Here is a 21,573-nt window from a genome sequence, read left to right as displayed (position 1 = left end):
CGACAGTAAGCTGGAGACGTGGCCCGCACCTCCGTCCTGACGACTCGCGTCCTGCTCGTCTGCGCAGCGATCGGCGTCGCGACGGGCATCCTCGCGGGCATCGCCGGATGGGTGACGCCGGTCCTGCTGGCGAGCCCGCTGCTGTTTCTCTACGGCCTCGTGCTCGGCTCGCACGTGCTCCCGGGGATCATCGCCCAGGAGGTGCTGCGCCTCCCCCTCGTCGCCCTGATCACGCATGTGTTCGCAGCGCTGATCGCGAGCGCCTTCAACCCGGCCTGGGCCCTGCGGTTCATCGGCACGGCCCTGCTGTTCGGCCTGATCCAGGAAGGAGTGGCTGCGCTCACGCGCTACCGCTCCTGGGGTCCGTGGCGCTTCTTCCTCTCGGCCGCGATCATCGGGATCTTCGTGGCGGTCGTCGTGTTCTTCGCCGCCCATCTCTCGGTCATGCCGCTGTGGGCGCAGATCCTGTACCTCGCGATCTCGGTGCTCGGCCCGGTCGCCTGGACCGCGATCGGGCTCGCCATCGGTTCGGCGCTGCGCCGCGCCGGAGTCGCCCGACGCTGACCGGGCTCGATCCGGCGCACTGCGTCACCCCCGCTCGATGGCGGATCAGGTAAGGCTCAGCTAAGTTAGAAGTCCACGATCCGACGACCCGGGACCCGCCGTGCGCCCATCCGCGCCTCTGCTCCGCGTGCGTGACCTCTCCCTCACCCACGCCGATGCCGCGCACCCCTCCCCCCGTGACGTCACGTTCGACATCCGCCCCGGCGAAGTGGTCCTGCTGCTCGGACCGTCCGGATCCGGCAAGTCGACACTGACCCTCGCGCTCAACGGTCTGATCCCTCATGCGCTGCCCGCGAGCATGGTCGGCACGGTCGAGGCCGGTGGCATCGACTCGGCGAGCGCAGAGACCGCGACACTCAGCACGCAGGTGGCGATGGTGTTCCAGGATCCGGACACGCAGATCGTCACGGGCACGGTCTACGACGAGGTCGCGTTCGGCCCCGAGAACCTGCTCCTCGACGTCGACGTCGTCCACGACAGGGTCGAAGCGGCTCTGCGGCGCGTCGGGCTTTGGGATCGCCGCGACGAGAACCCCGACCATCTCTCGGGTGGAGGGAGGCAGCGACTCGCGATCGCCTGCGCCCTCGCGATGGGTTCCCCACTGATCGTGCTCGACGAGCCGACCGCCAACCTCGATCCGCAGGGCATCGACGACGTGTACGCGGCACTGGCGGACGTCGTCGCCGCCGGTGACCGGGCGATCCTCCTCGTCGAGCACAACCTGGACGCGGCGATGGACTTCGTCACCCGCACCCTCGTGCTCGATCGCGAAGGGACGGTCGTCTTCGACGGCCCTGCGGCGGAGACCATCCGCGAGCATGCCGACGAACTCGTGTCGATGGGCGTGTGGCTTCCGGGCGCGACTCTCGCCGCACTCCGGCTGCGGGACGAGGGTCGGAGACTCGATCCTCTCCCCCTCACACCGCACGAACTCGCGGACGCACTCACACGGGAGGTACCGCACTCCCCCGCGACGGCGGCGGCCATCCCCGCACCGCGTGAAGAGGACCGCGATGCACGCGCACACACCGGCCAGGCGATCATCCGCGCCCGCGGACTCTCCGTCAAGAGGCGGCGCACCGAGATCCTGCACGGGATCGATCTCGCTCTGGAGGCGGGGAGCCTCACGGCGATCGTCGGGGCGAACGGGGCGGGCAAGACCACGCTGATTCAGGCGCTCGCCGGCGTCGTGCCGCCGCCCCGAGGCCAGGTCACGGTCGACGGCATCGACCCGGGCGTCGCCTCACCACGCGACCTCGCCGCACGCGTCGGATTCGTGTTCCAGAACCCGGAGCACCAGTTCATCGCGCACACGGTGTTCGACGAGCTGGCTCACGGCCTGCGACTGCGCCAGGTTCCGGACGCCGAGATCACCGTGCGCGTCGACGACATGCTCACGCGCTTCGGGCTCGCGCACAAGGCGGAGGTGCATCCGTTCCTGCTCTCCGGCGGTGAGAAGCGGCGCCTGTCGGTAGGCACCGCACTGATCACCCGGCCGCGGGTCCTCGCTCTGGACGAGCCCACCTTCGGCCAGGACCGCGCCAGGGCGGCCGAGCTCCTCGAACTGCTGCAGGAGCTGCGCACCGAGGGCACCACCATCGTGATCGTCACGCACGATCTGCAGCTCGTGGCGGAACACGCCTCCCACGTCGTGGTGCTCGCGGGCGGGCGGGTGCGAGCGAGCGGCCCGACATCGACACTGTTCCGAGACGAGCGGCTGCTCGCCGAGGCGGGGCTCCGCCTGCCCGCTCTGCAGCGTGTCCTTTCGTCTGCCGGGCTCGGGGTGCACCCGTGAGCGCCGAAGCCACGGACCGCGTGGTCCCCGGCACCGCGGCCGCCACCGGTCCGGGTTTCGACCCCTACGCCCGGATGACGGCGTCCTCCCCGCGGCAGTTCCTCTACGCCCTGAACCCGCTCGCCAAGGTGGCCGGGTTCGCGCCCGCGATGCTGCTGCTCGTGTTCGTCCGCGACCTCGCCACCCCGACTGCGTTCCTCCTGCTCGCATATGCCCTGATCCTGCTCGGCGCGCGGCTGACCGCACGCCTCCTGGCCCTCCTGCTGCTCGCCCTCCCCGCCGGGATGCTGCTGATCGGCGTCGGCTTCTCGGTCTGGGTCGACACCGCGCTCGTCTCCGACACCACACCCGTCGTGCGGATCGGCGACTGGACGCTCTACAGCGGTGCCCTGCTGCTCGGCTTCGCCACGGCCCTGCGTCTGGGCGCCATCGTCTCCCTCGCCCTCGTCGGCGGTCTCACCACCAGCGGCCCCGACCTCGTCCGTGCCGGCGTGCAGCAGCTGAGGGTCCCGTACCGGATCGGGTATACGGCGCTCGCAGCCTTCCGCTTCGTGCCACGGTTCGGACACGAGCTCGCCGTCATCCGTGCGGCCCATCGGGTGCGCGGCTACCACGGCGGACGGGGGCCGTTCGCACGGATCGCCCGCGGCTGGGGCTACATCGTGCCGCTGCTCGCGGGCGCGATCCGCCATGCCGAACGCGTGGCCCTGGCGATGGACTCGCGGGCCTTCGGCGCGCACCCCACGCGCACGGAGCGACACCTGGTGCCGTTCCGCACCCGGGACACGGTTTTCACCGCGGCGATGCTGCTGGTCTCCGCCGCGCTCTTCGTGGTGTTCTTCCCCTGGCAGCTTCCCTGAAAGGCGCCCATGGCATACAGCAAGATGGTCAAGCCCGAGAGCGCCGAGCTCCTCCACCTCACGGTGCTGCGCACGCAACGGCTCTCGGCGCACTGGTCCCGGGTGACGCTCGGCGGTGGTGAGATCGAGAAGTTCCGCCCGATGGGGTTCGATCAGTGGTTCCGGCTGTTCCTGCCGATCGGCGGCGACGCGGGACTCGACCGCGTGCCCGCGAAGGCGAACAAGATGTTCGGCTACCTGAAGTTCCTGCGCATCCCCGACGACGAGCGCCCCGTGATGCGGAACTACAGCGTGCGCGCCTACCGCGCGGCCACGGCGGACAGCGGTGCGGAGATCGATGTGGACTTCGTGCTGCACGGATCGGCGGCAGAGGGCACGGCCGGCCCGGCATCGCACTGGGCCGAGACCTGCCAGCCCGGCGAACACGTGCTCATCATCGATGAGGGGCTCACCTTCAACCCGCAGCGCGGCACCGAACGCGTCCTCCTCGTCGGCGATGAGACCGCCCTCCCCGCGATCGCCTCGATCAGCGCATCGCTGGCGGAGGACGCCGTCGGCACCGTGATCGTCGAAGTGCCGTCCGACGAGGACGCCCTGCCGTTCCCGCATCCTCCGGGGATCGAGATCGTCTGGCTCGTGCGTCCGCACGACACTGCTCCCGGGGTTCTTGCTCTCGAGACGCTCGGCCGTACGGCGCTACCCACCGCTCCGTTCCACGCGTATGCGGCGGGAGAGCAGGCGCTGGCCTCCGGGGTCCGCAAGCACCTCGTCGGCGAACGCGGGGTCGACAAGAACGCGGTCAGCTTCTGCGGCTACTGGAAGCGCTGAAGTCCCGCTGCGCGGCCCGCGTGCGGGATCGAAAACGCGCCTCAAGTGCTTCCCGCAGGGGCGTTTTCGATCCCGCACGCGGGGCCAGCGACCCGCTGGACGTCTCGGAACAAGCCCATGACCTCCGGGCCCATCTCGACCTGGCTCAGCACGATGCCGAACGAACCGTCGGGGTCGATCCAGAAGTCCGTCCCCTGCCCGCCTGACCATCCGTAGCGACCGGCGTTCGCCCCGGAGGTCTGCATCGCGACGCCGAACCCCCACCCCGTGCCGTCCCAGAATCCCGGGAAGAAGCTGTCGTCGGTCTTCGCGCTCGCAGGCACCTGGTCCGTGCGCATCTCCGCCAGCATTTCGGGGTCGAGAATGACCTTTCCGTCATGCCGTCCGCCGGTCGACAGCATCCGCGCGAAGGCCGCATAGTCGGCAGCGGTCGACACGAGTTCGGAGTGGCTGAGGTCGAAGGGCGCCGGCGCGACCGGGAAACCCTCACCCGCAGGCTCGACCTCGACCAGTCCGCCCTCCGTGTGCCGGTTCGCAGCGGGCAGCCGGTGCGCCTGCTCGAGCGGAACCGTGTACCCGGTGTCGACCATGTCCAAAGGCTCGAAGAGGTCGCGCCGTAGGTGCTCCTCCAGCGACCCGTCGACCACGCGGGAGAGGAGCACCCCGAGGATGCCGAAGGAGTGGTGGTAGCGCCACCCGGAGCCGGGTTCGAACGCCAGCGGAAGTGCGGCCAGCGCGTCGAGCCACTCCGGAGCGCCCATCGCCACCGGCTCCTGCCCCGCGGCCGTCCTGTTCCCGATCATCGCCATCGCCAGCGGAGACGGCACGACCTGCACGCCGTACCCGGAGGTGTTGGTGAGCAGATGGCGCAGCGTGATCGGTGTCGTCGCCGGACGGACATCGTCGATCGGCGCGTCCGGCGTGCGCAGCACCCGGCGGTCGGCGAGCTCCGGCAGCCAGCGCTCCACGGGATCGTCGAGTCGGAGGCGCCCGCCCTGCACGAGACGCAGTGCCGCGACCGCGAGGATCGGCTTCGTCATGGACTGGATACGCACGATCGCATCCGCCGGGAGATCACCGGCCGTGACGATCTCGGTAGACCCGTCGGGGGCGCCGAGCACGCCGATGATCCCCGGTGCCGTGCCGCGCGCGACGTGCTCATCCAGGGTCTCCAGAATCGAGGTCGTCATGCCCTCGATTCAACCCGGCGACGGCGGCCTTGTCCACGGCCCGCCCGTGTGTGTGGTGTGTGCGGGATCAAAAACGCACCCCCGGAGCATCCCGGAGGTGCGTTTTTGATCCCGCGCACGCGGCGACGCGGCGACGCGGCGATGGGGCGAGTTACTTCACGCTGCCCTGAGTGAGACCGCCCACGAGCCACTTCTGCAGGAACAGCGCCAACAAGTAGATCGGGATCAGGCCGGACAGGCTCGCCGCGGCCATCTGCCCGAACATCACCTCACGGCCGCCCTGCATCAGGGCGATGCCGACCGGAAGCGTCTGGGAGTCGATGCTCTGGGTCAGCAGCAGCGGGATCAGGAAGTCGTTGTACGCGAGGATGAAGACGATGATCGAGACGGCGACGATCCCCGGTGCGGTGAGCGGCAGGATGACGGACCAGAGTGCGCGGAGCGGGCCACAGCCGTCGATCTGAGCCGCCTCGTCGACCTCGAAGGGGATGGCGCGGAAGAAACCGTCGAGCAACCAGACGGCCACCGGCGTGAGCAACAGTCCCTCGACGATGCCGAGGCCCAGCACGGAGTCCATCAGTCCCGCAGAGCGCACCAGCACGAAGAGCGGGATGATCGCCACGACCGGCGGAGCGACGTAGGCCGAGACGATGAGCCCGAGAGCCTGCTTCCCTCCGACGCGGAGTCGAGCCATCGCGTAGTTCGCGGGGATCGAGACCAGGAGCGCCACCAGGACCGCCACGATCGCGGCGCCGAACGAGTTCCGGAGGTACGTCAGGATCGGCCAGTTCTCGAACGCGGCGACCCAGTTCTCGACCGCGAGGCGAGAGGGGAGGATTCGCGTCGACAGGATGTCGTCCGGGCTCTTGAAGGACATTCCGACCATGTAGAGCACGGGCAGCAGGGCCAGAGCGATCGAGACGACGATCACGACCCACTTGACGGCGGTGACCACGACGGACGGACGCCCCGGACGCGACGTGCTCGAGGTGCGGACCTTCGGGCGACGACGACGACGCGCGTCGGGGACGACGAGGGTTTGCGTCGCGCTCTCCTCGGTGCGGGCGGGGACGCGGAGCGTGAGGGACATGATCAGCTCTCCTTGTGCAGGCGCTGCCGCACGGCGTTGAGCGGCAGGATGACGATGGTGACGAGCACGAGGAAGGCGATGGTCTGAGCCGCGGCCGCTCCCACGTCGAACGTCTGCAGGCCGGTGCGGTAGATCTCGAAGCTGCTGACGGTGGTGTCGAAGCCCGGTCCGCCGCTGGTCATGATGAAGACGAGGTCGAACACCTTGAAGGAGACCACGAGCTTCAGCAGCAGCACCGTGATCAGGCTCGGAAGCACCAGGGGGAAGGTGATGCGCCAGAACGTCTGCCACACACCGGCGCCGTCGACCTGCGATGCCTCGTAGACCTCCGTCGGGAGCGTCTGCAGCGCCGCGAAGACCAGGAGGACGCAGAACGGCGTCCACTGCCACGCATCCACGAAGATGACGGAGATCATCGCGGCAGGGCTCGACCCGAGAAACAGGAACGGATCCGACCCGGGTGCGAACGACTGCCCGATGTTGTTCAGCAGGCCACCGGTGGGCGCGAGCATGAGCTTCCAGATGACGCCCGCCATGACGGGCGGTGTCATCAGCGGGAGCAGCAGGAGCACCCGGATGATTCGACCGCCCTTGACGGCCGCATCGAGCGAGAGTGCCACCGCGAGACCCGCGACGAGCGCGATGACCGCGGACGGGATGGCGAACAGGAGCGACCTGCCGAGGGACGGGATGGCGACCCCGTCCCCCAGCATCGCGGCGAAGTTGTCGAACCCGACCCATTCCGAGAACGGCCGCCCCAGCGACGACTCCGAGAAGGAGGCAGCGATGATGTACGCGAGCGGGTAGATCGCGATGATCACGATCGCGATGACGGCGGGCGCGAGCAGGGCGCGCCCCGTCCACGACCCGCGTCGGGCGACGCGACGGCTTGCGACGGGCTGCGACATGAGCGGTCCTTTCCGGGTTCGACGAGGGGTCAGTCGGCCAAGGACTGCCAGGAGTCCCAGGTCTGCTGCATCGCCTGTTCGGCGGTCAGGCCGCCCTGCAGCATGAGCGCCAGGTTGTCGCTCAACGACTGGATCATCTCCGGCGCCTGCGGCGAGGTCGGCCACGACTGCGCGTTGGGAAGCACCTGCGCCGCGACGGCCGACACTTCAGGGGCGAACTCGATGTACTTCGCGCTCTCCAGAGTGGAGGTGCGGGTCGGGTCGACGCCGGAGCCCGTCGTGGTGATGAGCTTCTCGTTGGTCTCCTTCGACGACGCGAAAGCCACGAACTGCTTGGCCAGGTCCTCGTCGGCGGCGTTGGGGCTGATGCCCATCGCCCACCCCGCGTTCAGGGCTCCGGAGACCTTGCCCTCCGGTCCGACGGGAAGGGGCGCGACGCCCCAGCCGTCGACGATCTTCGACTGCTCGGGGTCCTGCGCGAAGACGCCCAGATCGGTCCAGAACTCGATCATGCCGACGGAGCCGGAGAGGAACTGCGGGAGGGCCTGCTCGAAGCCGATCTCCAGCGGACTGGGCAACGCCGACGGCGCCGCATCGAGCATCGACTGTGCGGCCGCGACCGCGTACTCCGTGTCGAGCTGCGGCATCTGCGGGTCGATCGGATCGGGCGACATCGTGGCGAGACGGTTGAAGAACGTCGAGCCGATGTTGAAGGCGCTCTTGGAGCCGAGCAGCGCATTGCCGTACACGCCGTTCGCCTTCTCGGCATCCGTGATCTTCTTCGAGACCTCGACGTACTCGTCCCAAGTGGTCGGGACCTCGACGCCGTTCCGTTCGAAGATCGCCTTGTTGTAGAACAGCACGTGCGTGTCGCCGTCGATCGGCAGCCCATAGGTCGCGCCCTCGTACTGCGTGTACGGCCCGAAGATCGCCTCGATGAAGTCGGAGGAATCGATGTCCTCGTCGGAATCGACCCAGTCGGTGATGTCGGCGAGCGCACCGGCATCGGCGAGCGCGCCGACCGACGTGTACCAGTACTGGATGACGTCGTAGTTGTTCGTCCCGGACTGGGCGTCCAGGATCGCCTTGGTCTGGATCTGGTCGTAGGGCACGACCTCGACCTCGATCTCGACGCCGGTCTCGGCCTCGAAGTCGGCCTCGAGGATCTTGCCCGCGCCTTCCTGCGGGGCGGCGATCAGGACCTTGAGGGTCTTGTCGCCGCCGTCGCCGGAGGAGCCGCCGGAGTCGCCGGCGCATCCGGCGAGCACGAGACCCAGCGTGGATGCCAGAGCGATGACGGGCAGAGCGCGCCGAGTGAGGCGAGCGGATGATGAGGAGCGTCTTTGCACACTCATGGTGCTGTCCTTTCGATGTTCTTCGGGTGGGGGAGGAAAAGTCAGACGGTCGGTGGTGCGGCAGGGGTCCAGGGTCGATCGACCTTGTCGCCGTCGACCCACGGCGTCTTCACGAACACGGCGCGGAAGACCTCGTCGAACGGGTTCCGCACGAGGTGCTCCTCGTGCGGTGCGGCCCGCAGCACGTCTCCGGCTTCGACGACGCGACGGGTGCGGCGGTCGAGCCAGATCTCCGCACGTCCTTCGAGAACCACGAACGACTCGGTGTGGTGTTCGTGAAGATGGTTGGCGAACACGTCTCCCGGACGGAGCACGACCACGCCGAAGGCGGCGTCCTCGTCCTGTGCCAGGTAGCCGGGCCCCCAGTCGCCGAAACGCAGGTCGGCCTCCGCGGCCCGCAGCACCTCGGCGCTCATGCGGGCACCCGTGTCTCGGTCGCCTCGCGGAACAGCTCGTGGGCATCCACGGGATCGACGTTGTCATGGACGACGGCACGGACGGCGAGCATCATGGCCGCGGGGTCGGCGCTCTGGAAGATGTTGCGCCCCATGTCGACACCGGCGGCCCCCGCACGCACCGCGTTCGAGGCCATCGTGAGGGCTTCGAGCTCGGGCAGCTTCTTCCCGCCCGCCATGATCACCGGGACCGGGCAACCGGCGACGACGTCCTCGAACCCCTCCTCGCAGTAGTAGGTCTTGACGAGCTGCGCTCCCAGCTCGGCGATGATGCGGGTGGCGAGGCCCAGGTAGCGGGCGTCGCGCACCAGCTCCTTGCCGACCGCGGTCACACCGAGCACGGGTACACCGGCCACGTATCCGTCGTCGACGAGCGTGGTCAGGTTGCGGATGCTCCGGCTCTCGTGCTCGCCTCCGACGAAGACCTGCACGGCCACGGCATCGGCGTTGATGCGCACGGCATCCGCCATCGCCATCGCCGTGTACTCATCGGAGAGGTCCTTGAGGATCGACGGCCCGCCCGAGGCTCGCAGCACGAGCCCGGCCCGGGTCGCGGGCGGCACGGAGGTGCGCAGGGCGCCGCGGGTGCACATGACGGCATCGGCGTGTTCGGCGAGCGGTGCGATGTTGAGGTCGATGCGCTCGAGGCCGGATGTCGGCCCTTGGAAGTACCCGTGATCGAACGCCAGCATGACCGTGCGTCCGGTCTGGGGGTCGAGGATGCGTGAGAGGCGGTTCTGCATGCCCCAGTCGAGGTTCGCCGCGCCGCGGATGTTCTGGGTGAACCGGGCGGCCGGCGTCTCGACGTGGAACTTCTTCGCTGCGGCGTTGCCTTCGAGGTCTGCCATGGTGTCTCCTTCTGGTGGTCGTCAGCCGGCGTGGCCGGCGTGCGAGAGTCGGGTGGGAGGAAGGTCGTGAGGGGCGCGGGCGGCCCCGGGAGGGGTGAAGAGCGGATGCAGGTCGGGCCCCGAGATCGAGAGCACATCCCGGTAGACGCGATGCCAGCGCTCGGTCACGGCGCGATACCGCTCGTGCTCCTGCGGGTCGACGTGCTCGACACGATCGGGGTCACCCATCGGGGGCAGGTCCGCACCCACTCCGCGCGCCGCCAGACGTGCCGCCCCGTAGGAGGTGGCCTCCGGCGCCGGGGTCACCCGGGTGTCGAGTCCGGTGACCCCCGCGATCACACGCGGCCAGAGCGCACCGGCGCTCGAACCACCGGTGAAGGTCACGGTTCCCTCGGCGAGGGCTCGACCGCCGGTGAGTGAGGCGAGGATGCCGAGGTGGGCGTTCGCGACGATGGCTGCCGATTCCTCGATCGCCCGGATGAACGCGCCCCGTGACGAGTGCGCGGCGTCGTTGATGTCGAAGCCCACGAAGGCGGGCGCCGCATGATGCCAGGCATCCGCCTGCATGACGTTCGCCATGGTCGCGACCACACCGTTCGAGCCCGCGGGCACCTCGGCGGCCCAGCCCTCCATCACCGCGAACGCCGACGTACCGGCCGCACGACCGAGATCTGCGGCATCGGGGCACATCGCATCGCGGAACCACCGCATGGCGAGCCCGGAGAGGAAGCCGATGCCCTCGACCATCCAGCTGCCGCGCTCGACATGGCAGAGCGTGCGCAGTCGACGCTCCGGATCGATGAGCGGTTCGGAGACGACGGCGGTCGTCTGCCAGAAGGTTCCAGCGACGATGGTCGGCACCCCCTCCCTGGCGGCGATGCCGTGCAGGGCGAGCTGGGTGTCAGCGCCTCCCGCGACGACCGGGGTCCCGACGGCGAGTCCGGTCGCGGCAGCGGAGGCGGGCGTGACCGCACCGACGACGTCTCCGCACTCGACGACGGGAGGGAGGATGCGACGGTTCACCCCGACCAGGCCTGCCAACTCGTCGGACCAGTTCCGCGCGCGGAGATCGAACAGCGCCGAGCTCGAGCCGCTGGTCGGCTCCGTCACGAACTCTCCCGTCAGGCGCGTCGTGACCCAGTCGCTCAGCATGCCGAGATGCTGGGCCTGCGCGAACAGGTCGGGCTGATGCCGGGCGATCCAGCGCAACCGGGCGGGCGCGGTGATCGACACCCAGTCGCCTGCGGTGCGATACACCTCGTCGGCGACGCCTTCGGCGACCAGTTCATCGGCCTCGATCCGTGCCCGACCGTCGGTGTTCGGGCAGGCCCAGAGCTCGCGTCCCTCGGCGTCGTAGAGCACGAACCCCTCCCGCATGCTCGACGCAGCGACGGCGGCGACGCGTCGATCGCCGAGCCGCGCGACCACCTCGGTGACGGCGTCCGCGATGGCGTTCCATCCGCCTTCCGTGTCGAAGACGGTGCCGCCGGGGTGGCCGGGCACGGCCGTGTGCGTCCATTCACGAGCGGCGCGCGCGACGAGGCGCCCTTCGATGTCGAAGGCGAGCGCCCGCGCCGAACCCGTGCCCGCATCGATCGCGAGGAAGACATCGGTCATCGTTCCCATCGGAGGCTCCCGTCTGTCAGGAAGCTCTCGACCTCGGCGGCGAGCATGTCGGCGCCGCGGGCGAGGGTCTCGTTCGTGGCCCCGGCGAGGTGCGGGGTGAGGATGAGAGAGGGCTCGGCGACGAGCTCACGCCAGGGCCCGTCCGGCTCGTTGACGTCGAGCGCGGCACCGGAGAGTCGGCCGCTGCGCAAGGCGTCGAGGAGAGCCCCCTCATCGACGAGGGACTCCCGGGCCGTGTTGATGAGGAACGATCCTTCGGGCATCCGGGCGAGCTGCGCAGCACCGATCATGTGGCGGTTCTCGGCCGTGGCCCGGGCGTGCACACTGACGACGTCGCTGGAAGCGAGCAGCGCGTCGAGATCGGAGACGATCGTGGCATCCGTCACCGAATCCGGATCGACGAAGGGATCGTAGGCGGTGATGGTCGCCCCGAGGGCCCGGGCGCGGGCGGCGACGAGCCGCGCGACGTTCCCGTAGCCGATCAGTCCCAGCCGGAGGCCCTTGACCTCGCGGCCGAACCACCGCGCACCCTCGAAGGTCGACTCGGCGAGCGGGCGTCCATCGGCCACCCGCTCGTCGACGTCACGCAATGACGCCGGCACGTTGCGCACCAGGGAGATCAGGAAGCCGATGGTGAGGTCGGCCACGGCATCCGCGTTCTTCCCCGGCGTCGTGGTGACCCGCACCCCTCGCTCACGCGCGGCATCGACATCGACGTTGACGGGTCCTCCGCGAGCGCAGCCGATCAGACGCAGGTCAGGGAGTGCAGCGAGCACCTCAGCGGTGACCGGTGCCGCATGGAAGGCGATGATGTCGTAGCCGCGTCCGAGGCGTGCGACCTCCGCCGGGTCGCCCTCGTACTCCCGGATCGAAGACGTGTCCCACGTCGGCGTCGTGATCGCCATCGTCGCCTCGTCGACGTCGATGCCCCGCTGCGCGAACGCGCGGGTGAAGATCTCGGCGGTCATGTAGCTGTCGCCGATGACGAGGATGCGGTGTTCGCTCATGTGCAGGGCTCCCGGGGGAATTCGATGGGTGTGCGGGGTCAGCGCAGGACGGTCGGATAGCGGCCGGATGCGGTCTCGGTGGAGATGCCTGCGGCGTCGAACCCGGTGTCGACGCTGACGCGCAGGCGGTCGGTCCGCACCGAAGCGCGGGAGAAGTCGATGGGCTGTCCGGCCTGGTCGTAGGCGACGGCTTCGACCACGACGATCGGATGCCCGGGCTCGACCTCGAGCAGACTCGCCAACGCTCGGTCCGCGGCGACGGCTTCGATCGTGCGGTGCATGCGAGCGATGCGGACCCCTGCCACGTTCCGGATCGCGGCGTAGAGGCTCGCGCGCGGGTCGCGGAGATCGGGCAGCACTCCGGCGAAGCGCGACGGCAGGTAGTTGATCACGTGCACGGCGGTCCGGGCGCCCACGGCGCGCACGCGTTCGAGCACGAATCCCATACCATCGGGCGAGTCACGGCCGACGACCGCCGCTGCCCAGGACGGGAGGGGTTCGATGCCGGCGCGGAGGATCTCGGAGCTCAGTGCGCTGCGTCCATCCTCGCTGTACTCGCCGAGGAGGCTCGGCGCCGAGGGCAGGGTCCACGCCGAGGGACCTTGCGCCCGCTCGACGAATGCACCCTTGCCCTGCTGACGGGAGATGATGCCTGCGCTCTCGAGCCGGGACAGGGCATCGCGAACGGACGTGCGAGATGCGGAGAAGTGGTCGCGCAACGCGCTCTCGCTCGGCAGCCGGTCACCCGGCGCCCAGGTCCCCTGCGCGATCTCGCCCTCGATGGCGCGCATGATCTGGAACCAGATCGGGGCGGTCGACGTACGGTCGAGCAGCGGCATGGTGAGCGTGGACATTCCGGCCTCTTCGATGAGCGGGTACGGGGACTTCGTCGTTCCCCGAGTCGGACATCTCGTATCCGACATGTATCGATCATGGTGCAGGACATGTATCCCATGAAGAGACAAGTCAAGAGAATGATCCACGCGCTTCATCGCTGCGAAGATATGCGCTCTGATCAGGGATTAACGCCGACTCCTGCCGCGCCCCCACGCCGGATGCGGCGCACGCTATCGCCCATCCTCGGCCGACCGTCGATACAAGTCACCCCTCTTCGCACGGTCCGACCGCGCGTGCGGGATCAAAAACGCACCCCCGGAGCATTCCGGAGGTGCGTTTTTGATCCCGCGCGAGGAAGTGTCAGCGCTTGCCGGCGATCTGGCGGCCGACGAGATCGCGCATGATCTCGTTCGTGCCGCCGTAGATGCGGTGCACCCGAGCATCGGTGAAGGCGCGGGCGATCGGGTACTCCATGATGTAGCCGTACCCACCGTGCAGCTGCACGCCCGTGTCGAGCACCTCCCACTCGCGCTCGGTCGCCCAGAACTTGACCTTGGCGGCGTCCTCGGCGGTGAGCCTGCCGTCCTTGTAGGCGAGCAGCGCGCGGTCGATGTACGCCCACATCGCATCGGTGGTCGCCGACATGTCGGCGAGGCGGAAGCGGGTGTTCTGGAAGTCGGCGATGCGCTCGCCGAACGCCTCGCGGTCCTTCGTGTAGGCGACGGTCCAGTCGAGGGCGGCCTGCGCGGCGGCGGCGGCGGCGACACCGATCGAGAGACGCTCGAGCGGCAGGTTGAGCATCAACTGGATGAAGCCCTGACCCTCCTTGCCGCTGATGAGGTTCTCTTCGGGGATGAACACGTCGGTGAAGCTGAGCTCGGCCGTGTCCCAGCCGTGGAAGCCCATCTTGCTGAGCTTCTTCCCCTGGTCGAAGCCCTCCATGCCCTTCTCCACGAGCAGCAGACTGAACGCGTCGGGACGGTTGCCCTCGCCGGTCTTCACGAAGGTCACGACGACGTCGGCCGTGGTGCCCGAGGAGATGAACGTCTTCGCGCCGTTGAGGATGTAGCCGCCGTCGACCTTCTTGGCGTTGGTCTTGATGCCGCGCAGATCCGAACCCGCGCCGGGATCGGTCATGGCGAGCGCACCGAGCACTTCACCCGTGGCCATGCGCGGCAGCCACTTCTCCTTCTGCTCCTGGGTCCCCATGTGCACGAGGTAGGGCACGGCCAGGTCGTCCTGGATGCCGAAGGCCCCTGCCAGTGAACCCGCACCGGCGGCGATGACCTCTTCCATGACGATCGTGCGGAAACGGTAGTCCTGCAGCATCCCGGCGCCGCCGAACTCCTCGGGGACCGACAATCCGATCAGACCCGCCTCGCCGGCAGCCAGCATCGTGGCCCGGTCGATCTCCCCCGCGGCATCCCACCGCTCGATCGCTTCGCCCGTCACGTGGCGCTTGACGAAGTCCTTGACCAGGTCTCGGAATGCCTCGTGATCCTCGTCGTAGATGTCGCGTTCCATGCCGTCCTCCTGAACGTCTCATGCATCGTTGCTCCGGAGATTCTACGTCCCCGCAGGCGGGTGAGACAGCACGTTGTGAGAATGCATCCCATATATCGTGACACTGGGTACCGCGGTTGTCGGATGCCGCAACGACCGCGGATGGCCGTGATTCAGTGCCCGTAATCGGGGGCCGCCGGGAGCCCGAAGAACTCCTCCAGCGTGTGATATCCGCCGTCGTGATACGCCGCCGCGAGGTCGACGCCGACGTAGCGGAGATGCCAGGGCTCCGGCGCATAACCGGTCACCGGCGTGCCGACCTGTTCGTAGCGGACGATGAACCCGTACTCCCAGGCATGCGCGGCCACCCAGTCGCTCTGCGCCGTCCCGCCGAACCCGTCCAGGCCCCCGCAGCCGGAACCGCAGGCCACCACGTCGATGGCCAGACCCGTCTGATGCTCGCTGTGCCCGGGGCGGGCCGACCCCGCATCCGCGCCCTGCTGACCCTGCGCCCGCACGTGCGAGTCGTACGTCGACACCTGCAGTCCGTAGGAGCGGTAGCCGTTGTTCGCGCCGATGCGGCCGACCCCAGCCTCGACCGCCGCCTCCGCCATCGCGCCGACGGCAGCGGCCACCTCGGTGCGCACCCGCCCGGACGGCGTCGTCATCTGCAGCGGCACGGAGGCGAGATCCGAGGGCTCGTACTCGGGTGGATCCAGCGGAAGCGACTTGTTCACCACGACCCAGAGACGTGCCGGGTCGGTGAGCGAGACGCAGGGGGCGTTGCCCGCGACGACCGCATCGCGAAAGGCCCGTCCACCCCCGAAGCCCGCGATCGTGGCCACATCGTCACCGTCGGCGACCGCCTGTTGCACGGTCGGTTCCGCACACGGGTCCGCGGCCGTCGTCGCCCCCACCTGCACGGTCGGCACCTGCAGCACCGCGACCGGCTCCGGCATCGGGACGGCGTCCGACGACGCCGACGGCAGGGACCCGATGGAGAGCAGCACGCCGATCGCGGTCACCGCCACCCCGATCGGCAGTGCAGGACCCCGGATCGGGGACCGCGGCGCCGCATGCTGAGCGTGCGGCAGAACAGGCATTGCCCCATTATCTCATTCGAAGATAAGTCGCAGAGTCCCTTGCATTGCATTCGTTCTTCTGTTCGAATAGGGGAATGCGGTGGCAGGGACAGAGACTCGGAGAGGTGGATGCCTCAGCGCTGCCGGGGATGGAAGATCGCAGCAACGTGCTGCGCACGGTGACGACTCCCGAGTTCGCGGGCATGACGTTTCACGAGGTTCTGTCGAAGTCGGCCCTGAACCACGTGCCCGGTGCCTCCCGAATGCCCTTCGCCTGGACGATCAACCCCTACCGCGGATGCAGTCATGCCTGCGTCTACTGCTTCGCCCGCGGCACGCACGAGTATCTCGACCTGGACGGCGGCTCCGACTTCGACTCGCAGATCGTCGTCAAGGTCAACGTGGTGGAGGTTCTCGAGAAGGAGTTGCGCAGGGGGAGCTGGGAGCACGAGACCGTCGCCCTGGGCACCAACACCGATCCGTATCAGCGCGCCGAAGGGCGATACAAGCTCATGCCGGGCATCATCGAGACGCTCGCCGCCTCGGGTACGCCGATGTCGATCCTCACCAAAGGCACGTTGATCCGCCGCGACATCCCCCTGCTCGTGAAGGCCGCTGAGCGGGTGCCCGTCGACGTGCAGATGTCCATCGCGATGTACGACGATGAGTTGCAGAAGGCGATCGAACCCGGCACCCCGACCACGCAGGCCCGTCTCGACACGGTGCGTGCACTGACGGAGGCCGGTTTCCACGTCACCGTCTTCCTGATGCCGATCATGCCGCATATGACCGACTCACTCGAGGCGATCGACAACGCGCTCCTGCGCATCAAGGAGGCCGGGGCTCGCAGGGTCGTCTACGGCGCCCTGCACCTGCGACCGGGCGTGAAGCCGTGGTTCTTCCAGTGGCTCGACACTCACCGGCCCGACCTGGTCTCCTCGTATCGCGGCCTCTACCCGGGGGCCTCCGTCGAGGCTCCGAAGCCGTACCGGCAGTGGCTCGCCAAACGCGCGCGTCCACTCATCCGGATGCACGGGCTCGATGGCCGTCATGAAGACGACTATCCCCGGCGCGACCGCCCGACGTTCACACCGTCACCGGCCAGGACAGCCGCACCCGCGCCGCAGCCGATGCTCTTCTGAGGGAGGCACTCGCGCTACGGTGGACGCATGTTCCGTGGATTCGTGGCCCTGTTGTTCCTCGGCGGTCTCGCAGCCGCGGTCGTCGGAACTGTCCTCCCGCTCGGCGGAGGCACCACTCTGTCGCTGCTGGGAGCCGCGGCGTTCGGGGCATCGTTGGTACTCATCGGCATCGTGCTGCTCCGCGACCGCGACGCGCAGCGGGCCGGGCTTCCCGAGAAAGTCGACGCCTCGCGCTGATCGCCTTCGCCGGGGGTCGCGGTCGGGTGCCCGCTCCCACCCGCGTAGGCTCGGTGATCATGGCGATCGGTTCCACAGTCCACACATTCGAGGTGCAGCTCGCTGACACCGATCGCGGCGTCTACGAGGACTGCTCCCTGCGCGTGGCGCGGCATCCGTCCGAGACCGACGCGTACATGCTCACCCGCGTGCTCGCCTACGGGCTCGAGTTCGCGGAGGGCATCGCGTTCGGCGGCAGCATCTCATCGACCGAGGAGCCTGCCGTTCTCGTGCGCGACCTCACCGGCCTCATCACCACGTGGATCGAGATCGGTGCGCCCGACGCCGAACGACTTCACTACGGCAGCAGACTCGCCGAGCGCACCGTCGTGTACACCCACCGTGACCCCGCCAAAGTGATGGCACCGTGGGCGGACAAGCGCATCCACCGCCGAGAAGACCTCCGCGTCCACAGCTTCGACCCCGGCTTCATCGACACCGCCGCCACCCTGATCGAGCGCCGGAACACGATGACCCTGACCGTGACCGAGGGCGTCCTCTACCTCGACCTCAACGGCACGAACCTCACCTCGACCGTGCACGTGCACGAGCTGGCCTGACTCCGCCGTCGCTCTCGCCGCTCGGCCGTTCACAACTCAGGAAGAATGACGCCGAAAGGCCCCGGAAACCGTGTTCCCGGGGCCTTTCGGCAGATTTTTGCGGAGTTGTGAACGGCCGCAGCTCGCAACCGCCCCGGCTCAGGCAGTCAGGTCGGCCGCTGTCGGCACGCGGCCGGCGATCTCCTCGATGATGTCGTCGTCGAGGCGCGCGTTCTCGAACGGCGCGTCGATCTCGGCACGGTCGAGCAGCTCGGTCATGCGACGCTGGCGCTGACGCGTGATCAGCGTCACGACGCGGCCCGAACGACCCGCTCGCCCGGTACGACCCGAACGGTGCAGATACGTCTTGTACTCGTCCGGGGCATCGGCCTGCACGACCAGGTCGATGTCGTCGACGTGGATGCCGCGGGCGGCGACGTCCGTCGCGACGAGCACGTTCACGCGGCCCGAGGTCAGACGCTCCAGGTTGCGCGTGCGCTTCGCCTGGTTCAGGTCACCGTGCAGCGAGACCGCGGGGATGCCGGCGTCGTCGAACTGCTCAGCCAGCATGTCGGCGTAGGCACGGGTGCGAGCGAAGACGAGGGTCTTGCCCGCGCGGTCGACGAGCGACGTGAGGATGTCCGCCTTGTCGCGGTGCTCGATCACCAGCACCCGGTGCTCGATCGTGCTGGAGTCCTGGCCCTCCCCGGCGACCTCGTACACGGCGGGGTCCACGAGGAACTCGTCGACGAGCGCCGCGACCTCACGGTCGAGCGTGGCCGAGAACAGGAGCTTCTGGCTGCCGTCCGCAGTGTGACGCAGGATGCGCTGCACGGGCTCGACGAATCCGAGCTCGCACATGTGGTCGGCCTCGTCGAGCACCGCGATGCGGCAGTCCGAGAGGTCGAGCTTGCCCTGGTTGATGAGGTCTTCGATACGACCGGGCGTGCCGATGACGATGTCGACGCCCTTCTTGAGCGCGCCCACCTGGCGGCCCTGCGGCACACCACCGTAGATCTGCGTGGTGTACAGGCCGACGCTGCGGGCGATGGGCTGGATCGTACGGTCGATCTGCAGCGCGAGCTCACGCGTCGGCGCGAGGATGATCGCGCGCGGCGACCGTCCGAACTCACGGCGCTTGCCGGCCTGCGACTGCAGCACGCGCTCGACGAGCGGGGCGCCGAAGGCGATGGTCTTGCCCGAACCGGTGCGCCCGCGAGCGAGCACGTCGCGACCGCCGAGCACGGCCGGGATGCTGGCCGCCTGGATCGGGAACGGCGTGGCCGCCCCCATGCCGGCGAGGGTCTCGACGATGTTCGAGCCGAGACCGAGGTCACCGAAGGTCACGCCGTCGACCTCGACCGCAGCGACGGACTTCGCCTCGAGGCGCTCATGCACCACGTCGTCACCCGGCGCGAACTTGGCTCCGGTGGAGGCCGGGCGGCCGGTGGCGTTCCAGTCGTTGCGGCTCGGACGCTCGTTGCGCGCCGGACGCCCCCGCGTGTCCGAGGTCAGCGGGCGCGGACGCTCGGTGCGGTAGGCCCCACCGGTCGACGGACGCGACCGCTCATCGCGGCCGCCCTCGTACGAACGCTGCGTGCGGTCGCGGTCGAAGGCACGGCGTGCGCGGTCGGCGTCATAGGAACGCTCGGCACCACGGTCGTCACGGCGCGGACGCTCGTCACGGTCGTACCGGGGACGCTCGGCCCCACGGTCGCTGTTGTACCGGGGACGCTCGGCACCGCGGCGGTCGTCGCGGCCAGGGCGCCCACCGTCGCGGTGGTCGTTGTCACGGAAGCCCTGACGCTGAGTGCCTGCGCGGTCGTCGCGGCGCGGACGGTCACCGCCGCGGTCATCGCGGTAGGTTCCGGGACCGGTGGGGCGCTGTCCGCCACGGTCGTCACGCCTCGGACGGTCGTCGAACCGTCCGCCGGAGCTGGGCCGGTCGTTGTACCGCGGACGGTCGGAGCGCTCGTCGAAGCGGGGGCGCTCGTTGCGGTGGTGCGGGGCCTCGCGACGCCCGGACTCGGCGCGGTTGCGGATGCCACGGGCTTCATCGCGGCCCGCGCGCTCGGATGCGCTCCAGCGCTGCTTGGGCGCACCCGCCTCAGCTTCGGCCGGACGGTAGCCGCGGTGGCCGGCGCTGCGGCTGCCGGGACGCCGGTCGTAGCCACCGGCGGCGGGCGCGGAGCGACGCTCCCCGGCATCCGATCGTCCACCACGCTCGGTGCGCGCCCCGTCACGGGCGGGGCCACCGCTGTGGCGATCGTGGAAGGAGGTCTTCTTCGCGCCGTAGCGCGGCTCGAAGTTCGCGGACGGGCGTCCGCCCTTGGGCTTCTTGTTCTTCGGCATTGCGGTGTCTTCCTGTGTTCTCGCACGAGAACAGCGCCGCGCGCACGCGCGAGCACCCTGCGCCTGATCGGGCTCGATCAGCGGGGTTCCGGACTGTCAGCGGCCGGGGCCATTCATGTGATGGTTGATTAGCGTCGAGCGACGCTCACCATCGGCCCCTGGACTCACACTTCATACACAGAAAACGTCCGCGCCAACGCGCGGGTGTCCGAAGCCGACCGTCCGATACTACCGGACGCACCTGAGAGAGTGCTGCCGCAGGCGTGGCCGTACGATGTCGAGGTGAGTACCGCTTCCCCCACCGGCACCCAGATCACCCTCCGACGCGGCGAGGTGGATGCGCAGATCGCCCAGGTCGGCGCGTCCCTGCGCTCGCTGCGCATCGGCGGTGTCGATCTCGTGCCGCCGTATCCCCTCGGCCTGCCGACTCCCGCGTGTTCCGGTGTGGTGCTCGTGCCGTGGCCGAACCGGGTGCGCGACGGACGATGGGATGACGACGGCACCGCGCGAGCGCTCGCGATCACCGAGCCGAAGTTGAACAATGCGAGCCACGGACTGCTGCGCTTCACCTCCTACGAGGTGTCGCAGACCGACACCGAAGCCGTGCTGCGAGCGACCATCGTGCCGCAGACCGGCTATCCGTATCTGATCGAGACCGCCGTGACCTACACCCTCGCCTCCGACGGCATCCAGGTCGCGCACGACCTCACCAACCGCTCGGACGCCCCGGCGCCGGTCGCGCTGGGCACGCATCCGTTCGTCACGATCGGCGATGTCGACCCGCACGACCTCACGCTGAGGATCCCCGCGAAGACCGCGTTCGAGACCGATGAGCGGATGCTGCCGACCGGGACGCGTCCGGCGGATACCGCGCTGCGGGATGGCGTCCGCCTGGGAGACGTGAGCCTCGACACCGGCTTCACCGATCTCACGCGCGACCCGGACGGGCGGGTACGCCACTCGCTCACCGCACCGGACGGCCGTCGCGTGACTCTGTGGCAGGGTGAGGGCTTCGACTACGTGCAGGTGTACACCACACCCGCTTATCCCGGACAGAGCCTCGCGGTCGCGATCGAGCCGATGACCGCGCCCGCCGATGCGCTCAACAGCGGCCTCGGCATCCGCCGCCTCGCCCCGGAAGAGACCTGGACCCTGCACTGGGGCATCACGTTCAGCTGACCTGTTCCGACCCGTCGCAGCGTCGGGCCGTTGACAACTCCTCAAGGATCGACTCGAAAGGCCCCGGATCACGCATCTGCCTGCGGATCCGGGGCCTTTCTGCGGAGTTGTGAACGCGCGTGAGTTGTGACCGTCCG

The 21,573-nt window shown here is 69.0% G+C and carries 20 protein-coding genes; 8 read left to right on the top strand and 12 right to left on the bottom strand.

The genetic code is table 11. The features are described 5' to 3' along the window. Positions 1-18 precede the first annotated feature (18 nt). From LRQ07_RS02275 to LRQ07_RS02260, 4 genes are all read left to right on the top strand, one after another. Positions 19-564: an ECF transporter S component gene (locus tag LRQ07_RS02275; RefSeq protein WP_047522418.1), complete on the top strand. Its 546-nt coding sequence runs from the start codon at positions 19-21 to the stop codon at positions 562-564. A 100-nt stretch (positions 565-664) separates the two neighbouring features. Further along, the gene (locus LRQ07_RS02270; RefSeq protein WP_256535716.1) at positions 665-2,359 is read left to right on the top strand and encodes an ABC transporter ATP-binding protein; all 1,695 of its coding nucleotides are present in this window, start codon (positions 665-667) and stop codon (positions 2,357-2,359) included. Between the two features lie 74 nt (positions 2,360-2,433). Then, positions 2,434-3,219 carry an energy-coupling factor transporter transmembrane component T gene (locus LRQ07_RS02265; protein WP_256536457.1) on the top strand — a complete coding sequence of 262 codons (786 nt, stop codon included), beginning with the start codon at positions 2,434-2,436 and terminating at the stop codon, positions 3,217-3,219. A gap of 9 nt (positions 3,220-3,228) precedes the next feature. After that, a complete protein-coding gene (locus tag LRQ07_RS02260; protein ID WP_256535715.1) occupies positions 3,229-4,047 on the top strand; it encodes a siderophore-interacting protein in 819 nt (272 codons plus the stop codon). 41 nt (positions 4,048-4,088) lie between these two features. Here the strand turns inward: LRQ07_RS02260 and LRQ07_RS02255 are convergent, their stop codons facing one another. The 11 genes from LRQ07_RS02255 to LRQ07_RS02205 all read right to left on the bottom strand — a co-directional run bounded on the left by LRQ07_RS02255 (position 4,089) and on the right by LRQ07_RS02205 (position 15,969). Next, positions 4,089-5,237 (bottom strand): serine hydrolase domain-containing protein, encoded by a 1,149-nt coding sequence (locus LRQ07_RS02255; RefSeq protein ID WP_256535714.1) that lies wholly within the window; start codon positions 5,235-5,237, stop codon positions 4,089-4,091. 151 nt (positions 5,238-5,388) lie between these two features. Further along, complete coding sequence (locus LRQ07_RS02250) at positions 5,389-6,327, bottom strand: carbohydrate ABC transporter permease (protein ID WP_134352868.1); 939 nt, start codon at positions 6,325-6,327, stop codon at positions 5,389-5,391. 2 nt (positions 6,328-6,329) lie between these two features. Next, positions 6,330-7,235: a carbohydrate ABC transporter permease gene (locus tag LRQ07_RS02245; RefSeq protein ID WP_256535713.1), complete on the bottom strand. Its 906-nt coding sequence runs from the start codon at positions 7,233-7,235 to the stop codon at positions 6,330-6,332. 29 nt (positions 7,236-7,264) lie between these two features. Further along, entirely contained in the window at positions 7,265-8,590 is a 1,326-nt protein-coding gene (locus LRQ07_RS02240) for an ABC transporter substrate-binding protein (protein ID WP_131494032.1), read from the bottom strand. Between the two features lie 41 nt (positions 8,591-8,631). Beyond that, positions 8,632-9,006, bottom strand: a complete 375-nt coding sequence (locus LRQ07_RS02235) for a cupin domain-containing protein (RefSeq protein WP_131494031.1) — start codon at positions 9,004-9,006, stop codon at positions 8,632-8,634. After that, positions 9,003-9,893, bottom strand: a complete 891-nt coding sequence (gene lsrF / locus LRQ07_RS02230; protein WP_256535712.1) for a 3-hydroxy-5-phosphonooxypentane-2,4-dione thiolase — start codon at positions 9,891-9,893, stop codon at positions 9,003-9,005. The genes LRQ07_RS02235 and lsrF overlap by 4 nt, the downstream gene beginning before the upstream one ends. Positions 9,894-9,914: 21 nt before the next feature. Continuing rightward, complete coding sequence (locus LRQ07_RS02225) at positions 9,915-11,510, bottom strand: FGGY family carbohydrate kinase (RefSeq protein WP_256535711.1); 1,596 nt, start codon at positions 11,508-11,510, stop codon at positions 9,915-9,917. Continuing rightward, on the bottom strand, positions 11,507-12,526 hold the full coding sequence (locus LRQ07_RS02220) for an NAD(P)-dependent oxidoreductase (protein WP_131494025.1): 1,020 nt from the start codon (positions 12,524-12,526) through the stop codon (positions 11,507-11,509). The genes LRQ07_RS02225 and LRQ07_RS02220 overlap by 4 nt, the downstream gene beginning before the upstream one ends. A gap of 38 nt (positions 12,527-12,564) precedes the next feature. Next, the gene (locus LRQ07_RS02215) at positions 12,565-13,380 is read right to left on the bottom strand and encodes a GntR family transcriptional regulator (protein WP_047522400.1); all 816 of its coding nucleotides are present in this window, start codon (positions 13,378-13,380) and stop codon (positions 12,565-12,567) included. Between the two features lie 343 nt (positions 13,381-13,723). After that, on the bottom strand, positions 13,724-14,887 hold the full coding sequence (locus LRQ07_RS02210) for an acyl-CoA dehydrogenase family protein (RefSeq protein ID WP_232762710.1): 1,164 nt from the start codon (positions 14,885-14,887) through the stop codon (positions 13,724-13,726). A 152-nt stretch (positions 14,888-15,039) separates the two neighbouring features. After that, positions 15,040-15,969 carry a M15 family metallopeptidase gene (locus LRQ07_RS02205; RefSeq protein WP_256535710.1) on the bottom strand — a complete coding sequence of 310 codons (930 nt, stop codon included), beginning with the start codon at positions 15,967-15,969 and terminating at the stop codon, positions 15,040-15,042. Between the two features lie 74 nt (positions 15,970-16,043). Here LRQ07_RS02205 and LRQ07_RS02200 point away from each other — a divergent pair, with 74 nt between their 5' ends. The 3 genes from LRQ07_RS02200 to LRQ07_RS02190 are packed head-to-tail and all read left to right on the top strand — an operon-like array spanning position 16,044 to position 17,926. After that, positions 16,044-17,090: an Rv2578c family radical SAM protein gene (locus tag LRQ07_RS02200; RefSeq protein WP_256535709.1), complete on the top strand. Its 1,047-nt coding sequence runs from the start codon at positions 16,044-16,046 to the stop codon at positions 17,088-17,090. A 27-nt stretch (positions 17,091-17,117) separates the two neighbouring features. Beyond that, positions 17,118-17,327, top strand: a complete 210-nt coding sequence (locus LRQ07_RS02195; RefSeq protein WP_256535708.1) for a hypothetical protein — start codon at positions 17,118-17,120, stop codon at positions 17,325-17,327. A gap of 59 nt (positions 17,328-17,386) precedes the next feature. Then, positions 17,387-17,926, top strand: coding sequence for a YaeQ family protein (locus LRQ07_RS02190; RefSeq protein WP_256535707.1), 540 nt, complete (start codon positions 17,387-17,389; stop codon positions 17,924-17,926). Positions 17,927-18,064: 138 nt separating this feature from the next. Here the strand turns inward: LRQ07_RS02190 and LRQ07_RS02185 are convergent, their stop codons facing one another. Further along, a complete protein-coding gene (locus LRQ07_RS02185; RefSeq protein ID WP_256535706.1) occupies positions 18,065-20,257 on the bottom strand; it encodes a DEAD/DEAH box helicase in 2,193 nt (730 codons plus the stop codon). Between the two features lie 282 nt (positions 20,258-20,539). Between LRQ07_RS02185 and LRQ07_RS02180 the strand changes: the two genes are divergently transcribed. Continuing rightward, complete coding sequence (locus LRQ07_RS02180; protein ID WP_256535705.1) at positions 20,540-21,436, top strand: aldose 1-epimerase family protein; 897 nt, start codon at positions 20,540-20,542, stop codon at positions 21,434-21,436. The last annotated feature ends 137 nt before the right edge of the window (positions 21,437-21,573 follow it).

This window comes from Microbacterium sp. J1-1 (assembly GCF_024498615.1).
Taxonomy (GTDB): domain Bacteria; phylum Actinomycetota; class Actinomycetes; order Actinomycetales; family Microbacteriaceae; genus Microbacterium; species Microbacterium aurugineum.
This window is presented reverse-complemented; position numbering and strand designations above follow the sequence as displayed.